The organism is Pseudomonas sp. HN2 (genome assembly GCF_020736465.1).
In the GTDB taxonomy this organism is placed as follows: Bacteria; Pseudomonadota; Gammaproteobacteria; order Pseudomonadales; family Pseudomonadaceae; genus Aquipseudomonas; species Aquipseudomonas moraviensis_A.
Map to the genome: position 1 here is coordinate 678,146 of NZ_CP085885.1, position 21,254 is coordinate 699,399.

At 62.4% G+C, this 21,254-nt stretch carries 17 protein-coding genes; 1 reads left to right on the forward strand and 16 read right to left on the reverse strand.

Annotation, left to right across the window (positions count from 1 at the left end; all coding sequences use genetic code 11):
* Position 1 precedes the first annotated feature (1 nt).
* The 8 genes from LIS66_RS02880 to urtA form a co-directional block, all read right to left on the reverse strand.
* Positions 2-535, reverse strand: coding sequence for a GNAT family N-acetyltransferase (locus LIS66_RS02880; protein WP_227973581.1), 534 nt, complete (start codon positions 533-535; stop codon positions 2-4).
* Positions 536-544: 9 nt separating this feature from the next.
* On the reverse strand, positions 545-847 hold the full coding sequence (gene ureA / locus LIS66_RS02885; protein ID WP_042608931.1) for an urease subunit gamma: 303 nt from the start codon (positions 845-847) through the stop codon (positions 545-547).
* Positions 848-1,001: 154 nt separating this feature from the next.
* Entirely contained in the window at positions 1,002-1,841 is an 840-nt protein-coding gene (locus LIS66_RS02890; protein WP_227973582.1) for an urease accessory protein UreD, read from the reverse strand.
* 44 nt (positions 1,842-1,885) lie between these two features.
* On the reverse strand, positions 1,886-2,584 hold the full coding sequence (urtE, locus tag LIS66_RS02895) for an urea ABC transporter ATP-binding subunit UrtE (RefSeq protein WP_016771889.1): 699 nt from the start codon (positions 2,582-2,584) through the stop codon (positions 1,886-1,888).
* 133 nt (positions 2,585-2,717) lie between these two features.
* Positions 2,718-3,587: an urea ABC transporter ATP-binding protein UrtD gene (urtD, locus tag LIS66_RS02900; RefSeq protein ID WP_039756989.1), complete on the reverse strand. Its 870-nt coding sequence runs from the start codon at positions 3,585-3,587 to the stop codon at positions 2,718-2,720.
* Positions 3,584-4,663, reverse strand: coding sequence for an urea ABC transporter permease subunit UrtC (gene urtC / locus LIS66_RS02905; RefSeq protein WP_042608929.1), 1,080 nt, complete (start codon positions 4,661-4,663; stop codon positions 3,584-3,586). Before urtC ends, urtD begins: the two co-directional genes overlap by 4 nt.
* A complete protein-coding gene (gene urtB / locus LIS66_RS02910; protein WP_227973583.1) occupies positions 4,663-6,165 on the reverse strand; it encodes an urea ABC transporter permease subunit UrtB in 1,503 nt (500 codons plus the stop codon). The genes urtC and urtB overlap by 1 nt, the downstream gene beginning before the upstream one ends.
* Positions 6,166-6,326: 161 nt before the next feature.
* Positions 6,327-7,592, reverse strand: coding sequence for an urea ABC transporter substrate-binding protein (gene urtA / locus LIS66_RS02915; RefSeq protein WP_042608927.1), 1,266 nt, complete (start codon positions 7,590-7,592; stop codon positions 6,327-6,329).
* Between the two features lie 307 nt (positions 7,593-7,899).
* Here urtA and LIS66_RS02920 point away from each other — a divergent pair, with 307 nt between their 5' ends.
* Positions 7,900-12,705: a DUF4329 domain-containing protein gene (locus LIS66_RS02920; RefSeq protein ID WP_227973584.1), complete on the forward strand. Its 4,806-nt coding sequence runs from the start codon at positions 7,900-7,902 to the stop codon at positions 12,703-12,705.
* 46 nt (positions 12,706-12,751) lie between these two features.
* Here the strand turns inward: LIS66_RS02920 and LIS66_RS02925 are convergent, their stop codons facing one another.
* From LIS66_RS02925 to cbiE, 8 genes are all read right to left on the reverse strand, one after another.
* Positions 12,752-14,125, reverse strand: coding sequence for a PepSY-associated TM helix domain-containing protein (locus LIS66_RS02925; RefSeq protein ID WP_042608926.1), 1,374 nt, complete (start codon positions 14,123-14,125; stop codon positions 12,752-12,754).
* A gap of 194 nt (positions 14,126-14,319) precedes the next feature.
* Positions 14,320-16,440, reverse strand: coding sequence for a TonB-dependent copper receptor (locus LIS66_RS02930; protein ID WP_227973585.1), 2,121 nt, complete (start codon positions 16,438-16,440; stop codon positions 14,320-14,322).
* Between the two features lie 84 nt (positions 16,441-16,524).
* Positions 16,525-16,971 carry a DUF2946 domain-containing protein gene (locus tag LIS66_RS02935; RefSeq protein WP_227973586.1) on the reverse strand — a complete coding sequence of 149 codons (447 nt, stop codon included), beginning with the start codon at positions 16,969-16,971 and terminating at the stop codon, positions 16,525-16,527.
* 21 nt (positions 16,972-16,992) lie between these two features.
* Complete coding sequence (locus tag LIS66_RS02940) at positions 16,993-17,472, reverse strand: copper chaperone PCu(A)C (RefSeq protein WP_227973587.1); 480 nt, start codon at positions 17,470-17,472, stop codon at positions 16,993-16,995.
* A 48-nt stretch (positions 17,473-17,520) separates the two neighbouring features.
* A complete protein-coding gene (locus LIS66_RS02945) occupies positions 17,521-17,919 on the reverse strand; it encodes a DUF2946 domain-containing protein (RefSeq protein ID WP_064363012.1) in 399 nt (132 codons plus the stop codon).
* A gap of 318 nt (positions 17,920-18,237) precedes the next feature.
* The gene (locus LIS66_RS02950; protein ID WP_227973588.1) at positions 18,238-18,954 is read right to left on the reverse strand and encodes a cobalt-precorrin-6A reductase; all 717 of its coding nucleotides are present in this window, start codon (positions 18,952-18,954) and stop codon (positions 18,238-18,240) included.
* Entirely contained in the window at positions 18,951-20,048 is a 1,098-nt protein-coding gene (locus LIS66_RS02955; RefSeq protein ID WP_227973589.1) for a cobalt-precorrin-5B (C(1))-methyltransferase, read from the reverse strand. The genes LIS66_RS02950 and LIS66_RS02955 overlap by 4 nt, the downstream gene beginning before the upstream one ends.
* Complete coding sequence (gene cbiE / locus LIS66_RS02960) at positions 20,041-21,252, reverse strand: precorrin-6y C5,15-methyltransferase (decarboxylating) subunit CbiE (protein ID WP_227973590.1); 1,212 nt, start codon at positions 21,250-21,252, stop codon at positions 20,041-20,043. The genes LIS66_RS02955 and cbiE overlap by 8 nt, the downstream gene beginning before the upstream one ends.
* Between the last annotated feature and the right edge of the window lie 2 nt (positions 21,253-21,254).

The window sequence follows — 21,254 nt, forward strand, 5'->3', positions numbered from 1 at the left end:
ATCACTCCTTGTGAACATTCGGCGGCGGTGCGCCGGGGTTGAGGGTCAACTGCATGAAGGTCAGGTCGAGCCAGCGGCCGAACTTGGTGCCGACTTGCGGCATCTGCCCGGTGATGGTGAAACCGGCGCGTTCGTGCAGGCGGATCGAGGCGGCGTTGCCGCTTTCGATGGCGGCAACCATGACGTGTTTGTCGCAGGTGCGGGCGCGTTCGATCAACGCGTTCATCAGTTGCGGGCCGAGGCCGTTGCCGCGCTGATCGCTGCGCACGTACACCGAATGCTCGACGGTGTGACGGAAACCGTCGAACGGTCGCCAGTCGCCGAACGAGGCGTAACTCAGCACTGCGTTCTGGCTGTCGACGATCACCAGAATCGGGTACGCCTGCAGTTGACGGGCGTCGAACCAGGCCTCGCGGTTGCCGAGGTCGACAGCTTGTTCGTTCCAGATCGCCGTGGTGTTGAGCACGGCGTCGTTATAGATGTCGCGGATCGCCGGCAGATCGGCCCGGGTTGCATCGCGAATCGCATAAGTCATGGCGCGGCCTCAGACGATCGGCTGGTGAACGGTGACCAGTTTGGTGCCGTCAGGGAACGTCGCCTCGACCTGGATTTCCGGGATCATTTCCGCGATGCCTTCCATCACTTGTTCGCGGCTGAGCAGGGTGGTGCCGTAGTGCATCAGCTCGGCCACGGTCTGGCCATCGCGGGCCCCTTCGAGCAGCGCGGCGGAGATGTAGGCCATGGCTTCCGGGTAGTTGAGTTTCACGCCACGGGCCAGCCGCCGTTCGGCGACGAGGCCGGCGGTGAAGATCAGCAGCTTGTCTTTTTCGCGTGGGGTCAGGTCCATTGTTGGAATCCAATATCGGCAGTTAAGAATGATCAGGTCGATCGCGATCTGTAGGAGCTGCCGAAGGCTGCGATCTTTTGATCTTGCTGTTAAAGATCAAGATCAAAAGATCGCAGCCTCGTTTCACTCGTCAGCTCCTACAGGGCAATGCATTTCAGGTGTTCCAGATTCGGGGGGGCATAGCCTCGCGCCCCAGCAGCACAGGCCTTAGCAGTCGCCACAAATCAATCAGCCAGGCGCGGGCCAGCAACGCTTCACCGGCCAGACACCGTGCCACCAGCAGTCCCGGCAACTGAGTCAAATCCCCGCGCACCTCATGCCCCAGCGAGCGGCAACGCTCCAGCAGCTCGGCGTCTATCTCACCGGTCACCAGCATCGTCGCGAACACCGGTTGCCCATCCAGCCCGATTGGCGAGTCGAGCAAACCATCGCTGCCGACAATGCGCTGCCGTTCGTGCCAGAGCAACCGCCCGTCACGGCGTATATCCAGGTGCGCCTGAAAATGCCCGAGGCCGAAACGCTCGCCGCTGGCCGGACGACCCAGCGCCACCACGTCCCAGTAGAACAGTCGCGCATCGCCTTCGAGTTCGATCGTCGTGCTCAACTCGGCCTGCGCGGCGCTGTAGACGATGGTTTCCTGCGGCAGCCATTCCAGGGTCGCGCCGGCAGCAACTTGCAAGTCGAGCTGCTGATACGCCGGCCCACCCGCGCGATACCATTTGGCGGCGCCGGGGCTGGTGATCTGTGCCCAGGCGTCGGGTTCGACGCGGGCGCTGATATCCAGCCGATCGCCGCCAGCGATCCCGCCCGGCGGATGGACGATGATGTGCTGGCAGACTTCGGGGCCTTCCGCGTACAGATGCTTTTGCACCCGCAGCGGGCCGAGGTGGCGGCGCATGACCGGGCGCGTGCAGTCGCCGAAACGCGCGTAGGCCAGTTCCAGCTCGGCGTGCCAGCTGGGGGTAAACAGGGCAGGTGCAACAATTGAATTCATGGTGTTGTGATTATCGTTAGGAAGCTACAGATTAGACCGCCGCATTAGATTGTGACCAGCCCGCGAACACCTTCGGCCTCCATATTCTCACCGCGACCCTGCTGAACGATCTCGCCCCGGGACATCACCAGGTATTGATCGGCCAGTTCTGCGGCAAAGTCGTAGAACTGCTCGACCAGCAGAATCGCCATGTCACCGCGCGCCGCGAGCTGTTTGATCACCGCGCCGATTTCCTTGATCACCGACGGCTGTATGCCTTCCGTGGGCTCATCGAGAATCAGCAGTCGCGGACGGCTGGCCAGCGCTCGGCCGATCGCCAGTTGTTGTTGCTGACCGCCGGACAGATCGCCGCCACGCCGCTGCTTCATTTGTAGCAGCACCGGGAACAGTTCGTAGATGAAACCTGGGACTTCTTTGGCCTCGCTGCCGGGAAAGCGCGACAGACCCATCAACAGATTTTCTTCTACCGTCAGGCGCCCGAAGATCTCACGGCCCTGCGGTACGTAGGCGATACCGGCATGCACGCGCTGATGCGGCTTGAACGTGGTGATCGGTTTGCCTTCCCAGTTCACCGCGCCTTCCTTGGCCGGCAGCAGGCCCATCAGGCATTTGAGCAGGGTGGTCTTGCCCACGCCGTTACGCCCTAGCAGGCAGGTGACTTCGCCGACTTTCACGTCAAAGCTCAGGCCACGCAGGATGTGGCTACCGCCGTAATACTGATGCAGCTTGTCGACTTGCAGCATGTCCAGAATCTCCTTGAGTCCCCTTGTAGGAGTGAGCCTGCTCGCGATAGCGGAGTGTCAGTCAACGTCTATGTATCTGATACACCGCTATCGCGAGCAGGCTCACTCCTACAGTTTGGAAAGCGTTTGCAGTTCAGCGGCCGAGATAAACCTCAATTACTCGCTCATCGGCCTGCACCTGTTCCAGCGATCCCTCAGCCAAAACGCTGCCCTGATGCAGCACCGTCACGTGGTCGGCAATCGAGCCGACAAAACCCATGTCGTGCTCGACCACCATCAACGAGTGCTTGCCCGCCAGCGACTTGAACAGTTCGGCGGTGAACTCGGTTTCGGCGTCGGTCATGCCCGCCACGGGTTCGTCGAGCAGGAGCAGTTGCGGGTCCTGCATCAGCAACATGCCAATCTCGAGGAACTGCTTCTGCCCGTGGGACAACAGCCCGGCCTGGCGATTGACCGAGGTGGTCAGGCGAATCGTTTCCAGCACCTCGCTGATGCGGTCCTTCTGCTCGCCGCTCAAACGCGCACGCAAACTGGCCCACACCGACTTGTCGGTCTTCTGCGCCAACTCAAGGTTTTCAAACACGCTCAAAGCTTCGAACACCGTCGGTTTCTGAAACTTGCGGCCGATGCCGGACTGGGCGATCTGCACTTCGCTCATCTGCGTCAGATCCAGCGTTTCACCGAACCAGGCCTTGCCGTGGCTGGGCCGGGTCTTGCCGGTAATCACGTCCATCAGCGTGGTCTTGCCGGCGCCATTGGGGCCGATGATGCAGCGCAGTTCACCGACGCCGATATACAGGTTGAGATTGTTCAGCGCACGGAAGCCGTCGAAGCTGACGCTGATGTCTTCCAGGGTCAGGATCGTGCCATGGCGCGTATCGAGGCCGGGGCCGACGCGCTGGCCGAGGCCGATCGAGTCGCGACTGGTGCCTTCGTCCTTGTTCGGTTCCACGGGAAAGAACGCAGGTTCCAGCATGAATTCCGCACTCGCTGTGACTCTCATTGTTCACCTCGTTTCTTCAGCAGACCGATCACGCCTTTGGGCAGGTACAACGTCACGACGATGAACAGCGCGCCGAGAAAGAACAGCCAGTACTCCGGGAAGGCCACGGTGAACCAGCTCTTCATGCCATTGACCACGCCGGCGCCGAGCAGCGGGCCGATCAAGGTGCCGCGCCCGCCGAGAGCAACCCAGACCGCCGCTTCGATGGAGTTGGTCGGTGACATTTCGCTCGGATTGATGATGCCTACTTGCGGCACATACAGCGCACCGGCCAGACCGCACAACACCGCACTCAGCACCCAGACAAACAACTTGAAACCGCGCGGGTCGTAGCCGCAGAACATCAGGCGGTTTTCCGCATCGCGCAGGGCGGTCAATACCCGTCCGAACTTGCTCTGTGCCAGGCGCCAGCCAATGAACAGACTCGCCACCAGCAACAACACCGTGGCCAGAAACAGCACCGCGCGGGTGCCCGGCTCGGTGATGCCGAAACCGAGAATCGTGCGGAAGTTGGTGAACCCGTTGTTGCCGCCAAACCCGGTCTCGTTGCGGAAAAACAGGAGCATGCCGGCGAAGGTCAGGGCCTGGGTCATGATCGAGAAATACACCCCCTTGATCCGCGAGCGGAAGGCGAAGAAACCGAACACCAGCGCCAGCAAGCCCGGGGCCAGCACCACCAGGCACATGGCCCAGAGGAAGCTGCTGGTGCCGCTCCAGTACCACGGCAATTCGCTCCACGACAGAAAGGTCATGAACGCCGGCAAGCCATCGCCAGCGGCCTGACGCATCAGGTACATGCCCATCGCATAACCGCCGAGGGCGAAGAACAGACCGTGGCCCAGCGACAGCAGGCCGGCGTAACCCCAGACCAGGTCCAGCGCGAGGGCGACGATGGCGTAGCAGAGAATTTTGCCGACCAGGGTCAGCGTGTAGGCCGAGACGTGCAGGGCATTGTCCGGCGCGAGCAGTGACAGCAGCGGCAGTACGATCAGCAGCGCAAGGATCACACCACCGACCGCGAGCGTGGCTTTCGGCCCGGCCTTTTGTGTAGCCGTGACTAACAGAGGCTGGTTCATCAGTCGATCACCCGTCCTTTCAGTGCGAAGAGACCTTGCGGACGTTTCTGGATGAACAGAATGATCAGCGCGAGGATGAGGATCTTGCCGAGCACCGCACCGATCTGCGGTTCGAGAATCTTGTTGGCGATGCCTAAGCCAAACGCGGCGAGCACGCTACCGGCCAACTGACCGACGCCGCCGAGCACCACTACCAGGAACGAGTCGATGATGTAGCTCTGGCCCAGATCCGGGCCGACGTTGCCGATCTGGCTCAGCGCCACGCCGCCGAGGCCGGCAATGCCCGATCCGAGGCCGAAGGCGAGCATGTCGACGCGCCCGGTCGGCACCCCGCAGCAGGCGGCCATGTTGCGGTTCTGGGTGACGGCACGGACGTTCAGGCCGAGCCGGGTTTTGTTCAGCAGCAGCCAGGTCAGCACTACGACGAACAATGCGAAAGCAATGATGACGATGCGGTTGTACGGCAGCACCAGATTGGGCAGCACTTGAATGCCGCCGGACAGCCATGCCGGGTTCGCTACTTCAACGTTCTGTGCGCCGAATACCAGACGCACCAGTTGAATCAGCATCAGGCTGATGCCCCAGGTCGCCAGCAGGGTTTCCAGCGGCCGACCGTAGAGATGGCGGATGACCGTGCGCTCCAGCGCCATGCCGATGGCCGCGGTGACGAAGAACGCCACCGGCAGCGCAATCAGCGGATAGAACTCGATGGCCTGCGGCGCGTAACGCTGGAACATCAGTTGCACCACGTAGGTCGAGTAGGCGCCGAGCATGAGCATCTCGCCGTGGGCCATGTTGATCACGCCGAGCAGGCCGAAGGTGATGGCCAGACCGAGGGCGGCGAGCAGCAGAATCGAGCCCAGCGACATGCCGCTGAACGCCTGGCCGAGCATTTCGCCGATCAGCAATTTGCGCTTGACCTGAGCGAGACTGGTTTCGGCGGCGGTACGTACGCCGGCATCGCTTTCCACGCCGGGTTCGAGCAAGCCTTCAAGGCGTGTGCGCGCCAGCGGATCACCGGTTTCGCCGAGCAGGCGTACAGCGGCGAGGCGCACCGCCGGATCCGCATCGACCAGTTGCAGATTGGCCAGCGCCAGGCTCAGGGCGGCGTGGACACTTTCATCTTTTTCGCCAGCCAGTTGCTGGTCGAGGAATTTCAGCTGCGCGGGTTTGGCGCTTTTCTGCAATTGCTGTGCGGCAGCCAGACGGATTTTGCCGTCAGCGGCGAGCAGTTGATGGCTGGCCATGGCGGTGTCGATCAGACCCCGCAGGCGATTGTTCAAGCGCAGGGTCTTGCTTTGGCCGTCGATGACCAGCGCACCTTGTTGCAGGGCATCGAGCAACTCGATACGCGCCGGATCGGGCTGCGCGGCCCAGGTTTCCAGGAGCCTGGCCTGTTGCATCGGGTTGGCCGCGACAAAGTCTTCGGCGTCGCCGGCGTGGGCGAGCATGGGCAGCAACAGTGCGATGGCACAGATGAATCGGAAAAGGGCAGTGGGCATGGTCAGTCGCCTTGACGCGGACATTGTAGGAGCGAGCCTGCTCGCGAAAGCGGTCTGTCAGTCACATGGATGTTGCATGTGCCGACGTCTTCGCGAGCAGGCTCGCTCCCACAGGGAATTGCATCAGCCTCACGCCAGGCGCGAGACTGACATCCGGTGACTCAGTTGCTCTTCACCGCATAATCCGGCTTCTTGTCGTTGCCCTGAATGAACGGGCTCCACGGTTGTGCGCGGATCGGGCCTTCGGTCTGCCACACGACGTTGAACTGACCGTCGCTCTGGATCTCGCCGATCATCACCGGTTTGTGCAGGTGGTGGTTGGTCTTGTCCATGGTCAGGGTGTAGCCCGATGGCGCGGCGAAGGTCTGCCCGGCCAGCGCTTCGCGAACCTTGTCGACGTCGGTGGACTTGGCTTTCTCGACCGCCTGCGCCCACATGTGGATGCCGACGTAGGTGGCTTCCATCGGGTCGTTGGTCACCGCTTTGTCGGCGCCCGGCAGGTTGTGTTTCTTCGCGTAGGCTTTCCAGTCCGCGACGAATTTCTTGTTCGCAGGATTTTCCACGGATTCGAAGTAGTTCCACGCCGCAAGGTTGCCCACCAGCGGTTTGGTGTCGATGCCGCGCAGCTCTTCCTCACCGACCGAGAACGCTACCACCGGCACGTCGGTAGCCTTCAGGCCCTGGTTGGCCAGCTCTTTATAGAACGGCACGTTGGAGTCGCCGTTGACGGTGGAGATGACGGCAGTCTTGCCACCGGCCGAGAATTTTTTGATGTTGGCGACGATGGTCTGGTAATCGCTGTGACCGAACGGCGTGTAGACCTCTTCGATGTCCTTGTCGGCCACGCCTTTGGAGTGCAGGAACGAGCGCAGGATCTTGTTGGTGGTGCGCGGATAGACGTAGTCGGTGCCGAGCAGGAAGTAGCGCTTGGCGCTGCCGCCTTCTTCGCTCATCAGGTATTCCACCGCCGGGATCGCTTGCTGGTTCGGCGCGGCGCCGGTGTAGAACACGTTCGGCGACATCTCTTCACCCTCGTATTGCACCGGGTAGAACAGCAGGCCGTTGAGCTCTTCAAACACCGGCAATACCGATTTACGCGACACCGACGTCCAGCAGCCGAACACCACCGCGACTTTGTCCTGGGTCAGCAACTGCCGGCCTTTTTCGGCGAACAGCGGCCAGTTGGAAGCAGGGTCGACCACCACCGGCTCGAGCATCTTGCCGTTCACACCGCCCTTGGCGTTGATCTCGTCGATGGTCATCAGCGCCATGTCCTTGAGCGACGTTTCGGAGATCGCCATGGTCCCGGACAACGAATGCAGAATCCCGACCTTGATGGTCTCGGCGGCCTGGACGGTCCAGGTCATGCCCATCGCGGCAATGGATGCCGTGAGTGTGAAAGCCTTGATCAAACTGCGACGCTTCATTGTGCGATCTCCATGAACATTCGATTTTTTTTGATTGGCAGATGCGGACGACTGAAGGGTGTTTTGCAAGGGCTGTGCCCGGTCGGGATCAGGCAGGAAAATGTCGTGCTAGAGCGCTTGCGCGCTGAAGGCGTGCACCACGAGGGGACGGGTTGCGGGCGGTGGTGCGCAGGGGTGCGCCAGATTGGGGCGCGCGCGAAGCTCGAATGCAGATACAGAAACGATAAACATGTACCACAGCACGGGCGAACCGACGGCCGACACTCATTCGATCGATATCCCGATTTCTTTTAGCAGGATTTTTATCATGAATGACGTCCCAGGCCGGCCCGGTCTTGCTGCCACCCACAATGGAAAATCCAGGCTGCCGCCGCTGAGTCCGGCGTTCCTGTCTGAGGAGGACGCGGCCTATTGGGTCCACACACGTCTACCGCGTAAACCGGACCGGGAATATGGCAGCGTGATTCTGCTGCGCCCGGACGGCAGGTTCGTGGCCACTGCACCCACGCCCGGGGATGCCACTTCTTTCGATCTCAGCACTGTGCTCGATCTGGGTATCTCCGGATATTGGCAAGCGCCCTCGGGGTACCGGTTCGTTGCCCATCTTCACAGCCATGTGGCTCTCTACGAGGTTGTCAGTGCCGCCTGGCCGGAACTGGACGAAAGGCGTCGGCGACTCTTCGTCAATTTTTTTTCGCTCAAGGATTTCAAGACGGCCATCGATCTGCGCGCCGAGTTTCCCGGTGCCTATATTTCCGGCCCCGATGGGACCTTGCTGAAATATTCGCCCAGTGGTTCACAAGCGGAGCTCGACAGTTATCGGTTATATGGCGAGCAATCACGCTCTGGGCAGAAATCATGGGCGATCAACATCATCGATACCATCATCCGGCTTGCCTCGGTCGGTGAACTGAAGGTCATCGTTTCCAATGCCGACTGGGGCGATTCAGTGGGCGTGGTGCCGCTGGACTGGCAACCGGGTCAGGGGTTTTCCACGGGTACCCCGAGCGAGCCACCGCTGATGACCCGGGTCTGTGTCAACGCCGAGCGTGCAGTGCTCGCCGCATTGAAATCCACCGGCGCGCAAACCGCCGGGCTGCTGCTGAAAAAGTTCACCGGTGAAGAATATGTCGCGACCCATGCACGCCTGGCCGGGCTCGCTGCGTGGGATCCCGAGCAGATCTTTCCCGCTGATGCCCAAGGACAATTGCAACTGCCGCGTGGCTATCTGCTGGAGGGTTTTTACTTCGCATCACGCCCCGACCCTGCGCAGTTTCCAGCCGCGCAACCGTGGCTATACGAGAACTTTTTCACCCCGCAGGAAATCGCCATCGGCATCGAAGCCTTCGGTCGCAGCAAACACCTGGCAAAGGTTGGGCGGGCGCTGTCGCTGTACATGCGCGCGCAGGATCATTCGATGTTGAGGTACTGCTTCAGCGACCAGCCGATCGAGGCGGCATTGAGCGTCGTGAACGCCGACGCCACGGTCAGCGATAACGGCTTGCAGGCCAGGTTGCTGGCCGGCACGCTGAGTCCGCGTGAGTTCGTCTCGATGCTGGTATTGGCCGGCAGGCTGGAGGTGGTGCGGGGCAGTGCGCTCTGGGCGAACCTGGGCGCGGTGAGTCTGCAGTGGCAGCCGTTCGCCAACTTCCCCTGGCCGGTGCTGAGTCGGGATTTCCTGCGCGCTGACGATGCCGCCCTGCATGCCCATGAGCAGCTCGGCAGCCGTCGCGATCGGCAGCACGGCGGTTATGTTTTCCAGCGCAGCGATCAACGCTTTGTCGTGACCGAGCCGTTGCCGGCGGACATCGATAGGCTGAGCCAGGGGCGGCTTTATCCGCAGGACAATCAGGGTCGCCCGGTATTTCCGGACGACCACCGGTTATATGCGCGTTATGTCTGTCACGTGGCGCTGTCGCAACTTGATCCGGTGCATGTCCGCTATTTGCGCTGGACATGGGAAGAAGCGGTGCTGAGTCAGCAGATGCTGAGTGTCGATGAAATGCGCCAGACCTTGCTCGATGGCGCGATTGTGTACTGTTCCGGTGCCGGCAATAGCCTGATCAGATTCGAGCCCTCGGCAACCGCGCAGGCCAACGACCTGGCCCAACGCCTCGGCACTCGCCAGCAGCCGGGCTGGTTGGCCAATGAGCTGGAAAGAGGCAGCAAGCGGCCGCAGGATTTTGTCCGCGAACAGGCGCAGGCGGGACAATTGGTCAATCTGATCGACCATCCCCTGTGGGGCTATCGCGGTCAGATCAAGCCCGACGGTTACCTGCCGGTGGCTTTCCCGGGTGTCCCCGCCGAGCCCGAGAGGCCGCAGACCACGCTGCCGGCGCCGTCATTGCCGCAACCTTCTTTGCCGCCGTATCCGTCGCCGGCAACCCCTCTGCCCGCCGCTACGGTGATGCCATGGAAACGCCCTGAGAGGGTGCTCTTCGGTGCGGTTTTCGCTTCGGCGGACGATGTGGCCGTGAGTCAGTGCGCTGCTGACCGGCGCTTGCACACCGAAAACCGAGCGTGGTTCGGTTTTATCCTCAAGCACAACGATCGGGAAGAGTACATCGGCACCGAACTGATTCCCGTGAATGACTCCGGCGACAACCTGTTTCGCCTGGCGTCGGTGTTTGGCTCCCGAACAACGCCCCCCTGGCATGAATACCCGGATGGCTTCGATCTGCATGCCGGTTTTTATTCGCACCGGCGTGTCGAGGATCCTTCGCGCGATCCTGCGGACTGGCTTGGGCATTTTTTTGTTTCACCCGATACCCTCGCCGTGGCGATGTACTTGTCGCCCCGGCGCCCGGTCATCACCTCTGGCCTGCACAAGACACTGTTCATCGCGACAGGCGACGATGCCCTGCTGAAATATGTGCGCAGCAGTTCCGGCAAGTTGTTCCATGACGAGAGCTCGCAACAGACACTCGAATCGCTCAAGGACGATCTTGCTGCGCAACGGTTGCTACCGTCGGATCTGGTCCATGTCGTGGCCGAGAGTGGCCAACTGAGCGTGCTGCGAACCAGCCTGTGCTGGGACCGTCCGGGCATCGTCAGGAAAACCTGGCAGCCCTTTGCAAATCTTGAGCGGCGCGCCCTCGGCCCGGTTTTTCGCAGTGCCGATGATGCGGCAGTTCACGCCCGATCGCTTGTGCCGGAGGTCACGGAAAAAATCTGGGGAGGGCTGATTCTGGAAAGGCTCGACGGCCTGTACGTCGCCACGACGCCAGTGGAAGTCACCCGGGAAAATTTCGACAGCACGCAGATCATCGCCGATGAAAGCCGCTCCGCTGGACTGTTTCCGGAAGGCTGTCGGATCGTTGCGCGTTACCGTTCCAGGGTTGCACGGGAACTGTCGGTCGCCTTCTCCTCCATGGAAAAACGGATTTATCTGAACATGCTCTCGGTCGATACGTTGTATTCGGCTTTTACGCGCAAGCCGGTGCACGATGAATACCTGTTCGCGCCGGACGGAGCGACGATTCGCTATCAGCCGGGACTGTGGGAGCGCTTGCGCGCCGATCTGTCGATTGCGCTGACCGCAAACAATACGCTGCCCGACTCGTTGAACGGCGAGGCCATCAAGCAGCGCCTCTACAGCGGCGCATTGAAACCGATTGCCTGGATCGACTCGCTGGCCAGAACAGGCTATTTGCAAGTCGTCACCGGCAGTGACCTGTGGGGCCTGCCTCGGCAAGTTTCGCGCTGGGTGCCGTTCTCGACCGATCTGCAGGCCGGGTCTGATTACAGCAAAGCCGTCACTGGGGCGGTGTGCAGCCCGTTGTTCCTTCAGGCGGAGGCAGCCGTCCGATACGTGCATGAGCTGGCGGTGAGCCGGGATGCGCAGACATTTGGTGTCGTTCTGCGCTCGGCCGAGGGTCTGTTTCTTGCCAGTCTGCCGCTGACGACGCAACGCTCGGCGCTGGCGCTGGACCGGGTGTTCGAGCAAGGGCGACTGCCTGCAGGCTATCTGCTTGATTCCATCTACTTGCGTGCCGCTCTGCCGCCATTGGCCGCGCAGTCCGGGGATATCCGGCATGTGCTGCTTTCGCCCGGCGAGGTCCAGCAGGCCTGTAGACGGGCCTCTACGCCGCAGGGCTATCGGCCGATCTACTTCTCCTGCGTCGACGGTGCAATGTTGAGGCTGCAACTGCACGCGTTCGAGCCTGGCACGTTTTACGACGGCTTCGGGCAGATCCAGTTGCGCCCCAACGCCTTTGTCTCGATGGAGCAGGCCGCAGACGATGAGCGCGACATCGCCAAGGGGACGTTCAGCATGGTCGATTACATCAGGCGCATGGCCCGTGCCGGTGAGCTTGATGTGATTGAAACCAGTGCTTGCTGGTCGCGTCATGGGCGGGTGGATGAAAGCTGGCAGCCGGGCCTTGCCGATACGTCGCGCATGCTTCGCTGGCAACACCATCCGGTTCCGGCACTGGGGCCGATTTTTCAGCATCCCGACGATGCGGCTCGCTATGCCCAGCATCGGACTGACAGGGAAACGCTCAGCCGGAGCGGTTATGAGGGGGCGATTCTCGCCGAAAGCTCGAACCAGCGGTTTGTGCCACTGGAGCCGATTGCCTGGTTCGGCAATGAGGAAAACCTGCGTTTGCGGCTCTACCGTACCAGCGCAGACCCGGCGACCGACTGGCGTCGGCCGGTGCCACGCTTCCCTGACGGATACGCCGTGGTAGCCAGCCACCAATTCAGCCTGTCGGGCAACACCCTGTTGCTCGTCGACAGCGAACAGATTCGCAATAATTTCGCCGATCCCGCGCAGGTGCACGCACACACCCATGAACTGAAAAACCAGGGTTTCGATATCCGTGCCTATTACTACTCGACGCCCGGCCATGAGTTGCTCAAATACACGCCTGTGTACTCGGACGCCGAACGGGATCTGTTGCTGACCCGGTCAATCGTTTATGAAAACGGGCAATGGATCAGCCACCTGACGCCTGGGCAATTTGTCTCGCGGCTCATGCAACTGGGCGAGCTCCAGGTGTTGATGGCAGGCCAGTACTGGCGCCATACCGGGCGCCTGGGCAGCGGTTGGCGCACCCGTCGCCAACAGCCTTCGGCTCGAGGCACCGTGCGGATCAGAGATGAGCTGTAAATCGAACGCCATGTCGGGCGCGGGCCATCGAGCCCGCGCCGCGAGATCACTGGGGCTGGCCGGCGGTGCGCTGGCTCAAACGCGGCAGCAGGAAACGATCCAGCAACCACACCACCACCAGCGAGGCGCCTACCAGCGGAAACACCACCGCCAGCACCAGCATGATCGCCACGCCGGTTTTCCACTTCGGCAGGTCATGACGCAGCGGCGGTACGCCGAACTTGCCTTCGGGGCGACGCTTCCACCAGATCACCACACCGCTGACGGCGCTGAGCAGGATCATCAGGCAGATCAGCAGCACGACGATCTGATTGAAGGTGCCGAACATCTTGCCTTCGTGGAGCATCACGCCGATTTCGGTCGCGCGAGCAACCGTGCCGTAGTGCTCGAAGCGCACATCGGCGAGGACCTTGCCGGTGTACTGATCGACGTGCAGGGTGGCATCGTTGCGCGGGTCGTCGGCGAATACGGCGATGGTGAACACGCCGGTGGCGGTGGTTGGCAGGGTGATGCTATAGCCGGGTTCGACCTTGCGCTCGCTGGCGATGTTCTGCACCTCCTGCAGACTGATCGCGGGAGCCGCGGGGCCGGTGTGGGCGTTGCCGTGGTTCATGTGTTCGGCGTGGTCGCCGGACATGGGCATCGGCGTGTTTTCCATCGCCCATGGCACGGTCTGGCGAGTGGCGCTGTTGAGGCTGCGCGCTTCGATGTCGGAGGTTGGCACGTTGTTCCACATCGCGGCGGGAAACACGTTCCACACCTGCGCGTACTGCTTGCCCCAGAAACCGGTCCAGGTCATGCCGCTGAGCAGCATCACCAGCAGCAATGTCGCGCCCCAGAATCCGCTGACCGCATGCAGATCGCGCCACAACACCCGACCGCGACTGCTCAGGCGCGGCCACAGAATGCCCGCCGCCTGACCACGCGGCCACCACAGAAACAGGCCCGACACCACGAGCACCACGCCCCAGCCAGCGGCCATTTCGATCAGCCGATCACCGACGGTGCCGATCATCAATTCGCCATGGATCGCCCGGGCGATGGCTTGCAGATTCTGCTTGGCGTCCTGCTCGCCGAGGATGTCGCCGTGATACGGATCGACAAACACGTTGAGTTCGTGCCCGGCATTCTTCACCACGAATTGCGCGCTGCGTTCGGCATTCACCGGCGGCAGGTACTGGGTGACCTGGCCTTGCGGATAAGCGTTTTTCACCCGTTGCAGCAAGTCATCGGCCGGGACCGTGTGGTGACCGGCCGGCACTTCGAGCAGGCTGCTGTACATCAGCGCGTCGAGCTGCGGTTTGAACAGATAGATGATCCCGGTCAGGGCCAGCATCACCATGAAGGGCGCGACGAACAGGCCGGCATAGAAATGCCAGCGCCAGGCCAGGTTGTAGAAATTGGGTTGAGGCTTTTGCATCACGTGTGCTCCGCTGGGCTTGGTTCTTTTCGTTATTTGTCAGGACTGCCTGTTCGTGGCGAGGGAGCTTGCTCCCGCTGGCCTGCGAAGCAGGCCCTGGCTCTGCAAATCAAGAGAGGGCCGCTACGCGCCCCAGCGAGAGCAAGCTCCCTCGCCACAGGGCAGTGTTCACACCAGGAATTTCTCGTGGCGTGTCAGAAACTCATATCCACTTTGGTCCAGAGCGTTCGCCCCGGTTCATTAATTGCCTGCGGGTCATTGGCCGGGTAGCCGAACCCGGCGTTGCCGGCCAGGTTCAAGTGCTCGGCATAAGCCTTGCCGAACAGGTTGTCGACGCCGCTGCTGACCTTCCAGTGCTTGTTGATGCGGTACGCGCCGTTGAGCGAGAACACACCGAAGCCCGAGCTCTGGTCGTAGTCCTTGCCGACTACGTTGCCCTTGTTTGCGTCGATGCGGTGCTGCGCGGCGACCACCCGCCAGAGCGCCCCGGCACTCCAGTTGTCTTCGCTGTAGGTCAGGCCGAAACGCGCATCCAGCGGTGGCATTTGCGGGAGCGCCGAGCCGTCGCTGCTGTTCTTGCCCCAGGCGTAGGCCAGCGTTGCGTCGGCCTTCCAGTGTTCGCTGAGGTTGTAGGCAGCGCCGAGTTCGCCGCCCATGATCCGCGCGTCGATGTTCTCGGCCCGCGAAGTGCTCATACCCATCATTCCCGGCGTGTAGTCGAAAAGGATGTAATCGCGGACCACGCCGACATAGCCCGATGCCCAGGCTTCGAGGTCGGCGCTTTTGTAATTGACGCCGAAATCCAGCTGGGTGGTTTTTTCCGGTTTGATCGAATCGAAGGCATTGACCGAACCCGTCGGGCCGGCGTCAGGCGAAAACAGTTCCCAGTAATCCGGGAAGCGTTGCGCGTGGCCGAGGCCTGCGTAAAGCGTGGTCGGGCTGTCAGCCAAGTCATGCTCATAGCGCACGAAGCCGCTGGGCAGCGTATCGGCGCGGGTGTCGTCAGCGGTCGGGTTGGGCCGCGACATCATCCCCGACCCGGTGGTCTGGCGATAATCCCTGGCCGAAGCGCGATCGACCCGCGCGCCACTGATCAGGCGATCACGCTCGGCGGCGTACCAGGTCATTTCGCTGAACACACCGTAATTGTGGAAGTCTGCGTCCTTGCTGTACGGCAGATCCTTGTAGGTATCGACGCCCATCGCACTGCGCTCGCGGTGCTCATTGGTCTGCGCATCCAGCCCGGTGATCAGCTGAATATCCGCCCAACGCCAGGTCGCCTTGATCCGCGCGCCGAGGGTGCGCCGGTCGACGTTGGACGCCATCGGCCCGGCCATCATCCCGGTGCCGGACGGTGTGCGCAGGGTGTAGTTGTCCATCACATGGTCGGCGTAGTTGTAGTAGACCTGCGCCTCGAGTTTTTCCAGCACATCGGTGATATCGGATTTTTCAAAGCGCAGGCCAAGGCTTTCGCGCAGGAACTGCGAGCCGTCCATGCCACGCCCGGCATACCGCGCCTCACCATCGCCCTTGCCGGCGGTGAGCTCGATCAGGGTGTCGGCATCCGGCGTCCAGCCCAGCGCGATATCACCGTTCCATTTGTCGTAGCGCGAGGCGACGACGTCGTTGTTACCGTCGCGGTAATCGTCGGAGTGCGCGGTGTTGCCGATCACCCGCATGTAGCCCAACGCACCACCGGCAGCGGCGTCGATCACCTTGTCGAAACGACCGTGGGAGCCGGCCAGCACGCTGGCGTTCACCCGCGTGCCGAGTTCGCCGAAGCGCTCCGGTTCGCGCTCGAACAGCACCGTGCCAGCCGACGCGCCGGGACCCCAGAGCACGGTTTGCGGGCCTTTGATCACCGTGAGTTTGTCGTAGGTTTCCGGCGAGATGTACGAAGTCGGCGCATCCATTCGGCCTGGGCAGGCGCCGAGCATCATGCTGCCGTTGGTGAGGATGTTCAGCCGCGAGCCGAACATCCCGCGCAGCACCGGATCGCCGTTGGTGCCGCCATTGCGCACCAGGGCGAAGCCGGGAATGGTCTTCAGATAGTCACCGCCGTCACTGGCCGGCACCGGTTGGCGCGGGTCCTTGGGATCGGTGACGATCGTCAGTGGTGAGCTGGGGGCGATGGCAGTAATCACCGTCGGACTCAGTTCTTGCGGGTGGCCGGCATGCTCATCGGCCTGGGCCAGCGGTGTCAGCAATACGCCGCAGAGGACGGCGCTGGCGTGCCCGAACCGCATCCGCGATCGGTTCAGGGTAAAAGGCGCGCGGGCGGATTCCGCGCAGGGAACAGCAGTAAACCTGGACATGACAATTTCCATCGAACAGTCGTAAACACCACGGCCGACAGCCTGAAACTGTCTTCTCAACCGTGTGCAATCAGAGGTGCGTGTTTACGTGACGACGGGCGGGGCGCGGGTGCGGGCGCCGGGGAAGAAGGGTTGGCGGGCGTGGCCCAAACGCGGGGAGGGTGGGGTGAAGGTATTGGGTGGCGGGATGTTGAAAGCGATGAAATCGCCACCGCCGGTCAGCGCCGGGCAATTGAACAGCAGGCTGCAGTAACCGCACTTTTCCCACAGCATGTGATGCGAGGATTGCGGCGGGCAGTGCTCTACCGAGGGCTTGGCGTCATGGCTGCTGTGGTCCATGCCGGGCATGTCCATCGACATGTCCATGCTTATTGGCATCGATGTCGGGGCGTGCTGATCCATCGGCATCGACTGAGAAATCAGTGGGCCGATGAAGATCATCAACATGGCGAACAGGGCGATCCAGCTGCCACGCGTCAGCGCTTGAGTCTGACGATGGTGCGGGGCGGGCCTGGCGTGCAAAGGACGCATGGGCGAAGTCAGCCGGGTCGGTTACTGAGCGTGCACGTGGGCCTGGGTGGATTCCGGCGGTTTCTTCTGCACGGCGACATCGACCGTGACATCGCCGGCCTTCTCGAAATGCAGGGTCATCGGGAAGCGCTTGCCGTCGCTGAGCAGGCTGCGATCGCTCAGGTTGAGCAGCATGACGTGGTAAGCCATCGGCGCAAACGTCACGGTGCCGCCAGGTGGAATATCCACGCCTGGAACCTGCTGCATCTTCATCAGGTCGCCCTGCATCACGTGCTCGTGCAGTTGTGCTTCGGTGGCAATCTTCGAGTCGACGCTGAGCAGGCGATCGGCGCTTTTGCCGGTGTTGTGAATGATGAAATAGGCGGCAACGGTCGGCGCATTCGGCGGCAGTTCCTGCGACCACGGATGGGCGATTTCCAGCGCACCGGCCTTGTATTCGTGGGCATGGGCGAAGCACGCCGGCAAAAGCAGCGCAGCGAGGACGAAGAGTTTCTTCAACATGGCAGTTCTCCAGAACGATTTGAAACGCGGATTTATGGCGCGAACAAATCAGACCAGAGGGGATGCACGGGGATTGAGACTTGGCCATTGCTGGCGCGGAGCGGGGGCTTGCAGGGCGACGGGCGCAACGCTGCGGTTACTTTCGAATCGCGCGAAATACAACTGCGGCGAATGCCCCGGCAGCGCCAGCAGTGGCGCCGAGCCTGAGCAGCACCAGCAATGCTGCATGTTCGAATGGCTATCGTTTTGCGGAGCCTTTTGATCTGTAGCGCCGATGTCGATCGCCACCATCTTCATGCCGCTGCCGGTGCAGAAACTGCTCCAGAGGATCTGCTCGGCGGGGTCGCCGCCCGCCTGCGCCATCGCCCCGCTCAGCGGCATGGCGAGCATGTTGAACAGCACTGCAAAGCAGGCGATCCAGGCAAATGCTAACCGGCGTCGGTTCATGGGACAGGTCCGTTGGGTGGGCGATCAGGCGCGGCCCATTTAGCCTGATCAGGGCCGATAAGTAAAAAAGCGTCGTGCGGTCTGGTGTCGCAGTGCGCCGTTGAAAAGAGTGTAGCCACTTGGATTTGCAGTGCCAGACCTGACGTCTTCGCGGGCAAGCCCGCTCCCACAGGTTTTGTGGCTGCGCACAGCTATCAGCAACATCCACGGTTCCTGTGGGAGCGAGCCTGCTCGCGAAAGCGATTTGTCAGGCACTAATGGGCTGTCGGTGCTGACGTCTTCGCGAGCAGGCTCGCTCCCACGACGGGACGTGCCGATTCAGAGGGAGAGGGCAGCGAGGATATCGTCGACCGAGGCAAACTCCCGATCAACCCCCGGCAACCCCGGGCGCTTCAACACCAGCACCGGCACTCCACGCTCACGCGCCACTTCCAGCTTCGGCTCGGTGGCGGTGCTGCCGCTGTTCTTGCTGATCAGCACGTCGATCTGCCGGCGCTCGAACAGCGCTTGCTCATCCTCAAGCAGAAACGGCCCACGGGCGCCGATCACTTCGCAGCGTTCATTGCCGGGGTAAACGTCGAGGGCGCGCAGGGTCCAGAACTGGTGGGCGGGGATTTCGTCGAGGTGTTGCAGTGGTTCGCGGCCGAGGGTGAACAGCGGGCGGTGGAAGGGTTCTAGGGCTGTGATCAGCTCGGGCCAGTCACTCACCTCGCGCCAGTCATCGCCTGCTTGCGGCTGCCATGCTGGGCGCCGTAGGGCCCAGCAGGGAATGCCGGCGAGCTGTGCCGCGCGGGCGGCGTTAGCGCTGATTTGTGCGGCGTACGGGTGCGTAGCGTCTAGCAGCAGATCGACACTTTCATCAGCGATGAACTGCGTCAGTCCCTCAGCGCCGCCATAACCGCCGACCCGAACCTGGCAGCTCAAGTCGCTCGGCACCCGGCCAACACCGGCGAGGCTGTAGATATGTTCTGGCCCGAGCGTGCGGGCAATCGCCAGCGCTTCAGTCACACCACCGAGCAGCAAGATCCGTTTCATGCAAAACCTCCGGCGTGCCCGACGATCCCGCCCTGGCGATCGATCGCAAACACCTCGACCTGCACCTGCGCAGGCACCACGCTGCGGGCGAAATTCAGCGCGTGGCGACAAACTTCATCACCCAAAGCGATCCCCGCCGCACTGGCCATGGCCAAGGCCTGTTGGCTGGTGTTGGCCGCGCGAATGCCTTGCTGCAACGCCGCGTCCGCGCCAATCGCCGCCGCCCACTCGGCCAGTTGCGGCAAGTCGATGCTCGAATGCCGTGAGTGCAGATCCATATGCCCGGCGGCCAGTTTGCTGATCTTGCCGAAGCCGCCGCACAGGCTGAGTTTATTCACCGGCACCTTGCGCAGATGCTTGAGCACCGCGCCGACGAAGTCGCCCATTTCGATCAGGGCGATTTCCGGCAGGCTGTAGACCCGGCGCATGGTGTCTTCGCTGGCGTTGCCGGTGCACGCGGCGATGTGCAGATAACCGTTGGTTTTCGCCACGTCGATGCCTTGATGAATCGAGGCGATGTAGGCAGCGCAGGAAAATGGCCGGACGATGCCGCTGGTGCCGAGGATCGACAGGCCGCCAAGAATGCCCAGCCGTGGATTCATGGTTTTCAGCGCCAGTGCCTCACCGCCCTCGACATTGATCGTGACCTCGAAGCCGCCGTGATAATCGGTTTCGGCGGCGAGCAGGGTCAGGTGATCGCTGATCATTTTGCGCGGCACCGGATTGATCGCCGGCTCGCCGACAGCCAGTACCAGTCCTGGGCGGGTCACCGTTCCGACCCCGGCGCCGGCATTGAAACGGATCCCCGCTTCGTCCAGCAAGCGCACTCGTGAATACAGCAAAGCTCCATGGGTCACGTCGGGGTCGTCGCCGGCGTCCTTTATCGTGCCGGCCTCGGCGCCGTTCTCGCTCAGGCGGCAGAACTCCAGACGCATCTGTACCTGTTTGCCCTTGGGCAAGGTGATCTGCACTGCGTCGGCGCCGACGCCGGTGAGCAACAGGCGCGCCGCGGCGAGGCTGGTCGCGGTGGCACAGCTGCCGGTGGTGAGGCCACTGCGCAGGGGCGCGGGTTGTTCGGCGGTTTCGTCACGCATCGAGGGGTTTGACCAATTCCAGCAGGGTGATCGGCAGTGCCTGACGCCAGGTGTCGAACTCGCCGAGCGGCTGCGCCTGAGCGACATGAATGCGCGTCAGCTCGCCGCCGTAACGTTCGCGCCAGTGCATCAGGGCGACTTCGCTTTGCAGCGTCACGGCGTTGGCGACCAGACGGCCGCCGGGCTTGAGTTGTTCCCAGCAGGCTTCGACCACGCCTTCACGGGTGACGCCGCCGCCGATGAAAACAGCGTCCGGACGTTCAAGGCCATGCAGCGCTTGCGGTGCCTTGCCGCGAATCAGATGCAGGCCGGGCACGCCCAGCGCATCGCGGTTGTGTTCGACCAATTGCTGACGGCCCGCGTCGGCCTCAACCGCGATGGCGCGACAGCTCGGATGGGCGCGCATCCATTCGATACCGATCGAGCCGCTGCCGGCGCCGACATCCCAGAGCAGTTCGCCGGGCGTCGGTGCCAGACGGGCGAGGGTGATGGCGCGCACGTCGCGCTTGGTCAACTGACCGTCGTGACGGAATGCCGAATCGGGCAAACCGGCGAGCCGCGACAGGCCGGCAACACCGGGCTCGGCCAGGCACTCGATAGCGATGAGGTTGAGATCGGCAACGGGCGGGTTGTCCCATTCACTGGCGCGGCGGTCGATGCACCGCTCGGCCTCGCCACCCAAATGCTCCAGCACACTCAGGCGACTGGCGCCGAAACCGCGCTCGCGCAGCAGTTGCGCGACGGCGGCGGGGCTGCTGCCGTCATTGCTCAGCAACAACAGACGCACGCCGCTGAACAGGTGCGCATTGAGCGCCGCCAGCGGCCGCGCCACCAGCGACACAACCGTCACCTCCTGCAGCGACCAGCCCAAGCGCGCCGCCGCCAATGCGCACGACGAAGGCGCGGGAATGATCGACATCTCGGCGCTCGGCACCAGACGCGCCAGACTGGCACCGACGCCGTAGAACATCGGATCGCCGCTGGCCAGCACGCAAACGGGCTCGCCACGGGACTCAAGCACCAGCGCGAGAGAAAACGGGCTTGGCCACGACTGCCGCTCGCCGTTAATGCACGGCGGCAGCAAATCCAGTTGCCGCTGACCGCCGACGATCCGCGAAGCGCCCATCAGGGCACGCCGGGCGTTCTTGCCCAGGCCCTTGAAGCCGTCCTCACCAATTCCCACGATCGTCAGCCAGGGTGACATCT

What these genes read in the sequence shown, in the direction of transcription:
- ureA (WP_042608931.1), bottom strand. Translation starts at nt 847, where the DNA reads ATGGACCTGACCCCACGCGAAAAAGACAAGCTGCTGATCTTCACCGCC.
- LIS66_RS02880 (WP_227973581.1), bottom strand. Translation starts at nt 535, where the DNA reads ATGACTTATGCGATTCGCGATGCAACCCGGGCCGATCTGCCGGCGATC.
- urtA (WP_042608927.1), bottom strand. Translation starts at nt 7,592, where the DNA reads ATGAAGCGTCGCAGTTTGATCAAGGCTTTCACACTCACGGCATCCATT.
- cbiE (WP_227973590.1), bottom strand. Translation starts at nt 21,252, where the DNA reads ATGTCACCCTGGCTGACGATCGTGGGAATTGGTGAGGACGGCTTCAAG.
- LIS66_RS02950 (WP_227973588.1), bottom strand. Translation starts at nt 18,954, where the DNA reads ATGAAACGGATCTTGCTGCTCGGTGGTGTGACTGAAGCGCTGGCGATT.
- urtD (WP_039756989.1), bottom strand. Translation starts at nt 3,587, where the DNA reads ATGAGAGTCACAGCGAGTGCGGAATTCATGCTGGAACCTGCGTTCTTT.
- LIS66_RS02955 (WP_227973589.1), bottom strand. Translation starts at nt 20,048, where the DNA reads ATGCGTGACGAAACCGCCGAACAACCCGCGCCCCTGCGCAGTGGCCTC.
- LIS66_RS02945 (WP_064363012.1), bottom strand. Translation starts at nt 17,919, where the DNA reads ATGAACCGACGCCGGTTAGCATTTGCCTGGATCGCCTGCTTTGCAGTG.
- LIS66_RS02940 (WP_227973587.1), bottom strand. Translation starts at nt 17,472, where the DNA reads ATGTTGAAGAAACTCTTCGTCCTCGCTGCGCTGCTTTTGCCGGCGTGC.
- urtC (WP_042608929.1), bottom strand. Translation starts at nt 4,663, where the DNA reads ATGAACCAGCCTCTGTTAGTCACGGCTACACAAAAGGCCGGGCCGAAA.
- urtB (WP_227973583.1), bottom strand. Translation starts at nt 6,165, where the DNA reads ATGCCCACTGCCCTTTTCCGATTCATCTGTGCCATCGCACTGTTGCTG.
- LIS66_RS02925 (WP_042608926.1), bottom strand. Translation starts at nt 14,125, where the DNA reads ATGCAAAAGCCTCAACCCAATTTCTACAACCTGGCCTGGCGCTGGCAT.
- LIS66_RS02930 (WP_227973585.1), bottom strand. Translation starts at nt 16,440, where the DNA reads ATGTCCAGGTTTACTGCTGTTCCCTGCGCGGAATCCGCCCGCGCGCCT.
- urtE (WP_016771889.1), bottom strand. Translation starts at nt 2,584, where the DNA reads ATGCTGCAAGTCGACAAGCTGCATCAGTATTACGGCGGTAGCCACATC.
- LIS66_RS02920 (WP_227973584.1), top strand. Translation starts at nt 7,900, where the DNA reads ATGAATGACGTCCCAGGCCGGCCCGGTCTTGCTGCCACCCACAATGGA.
- LIS66_RS02890 (WP_227973582.1), bottom strand. Translation starts at nt 1,841, where the DNA reads ATGAATTCAATTGTTGCACCTGCCCTGTTTACCCCCAGCTGGCACGCC.
- LIS66_RS02935 (WP_227973586.1), bottom strand. Translation starts at nt 16,971, where the DNA reads ATGCGTCCTTTGCACGCCAGGCCCGCCCCGCACCATCGTCAGACTCAA.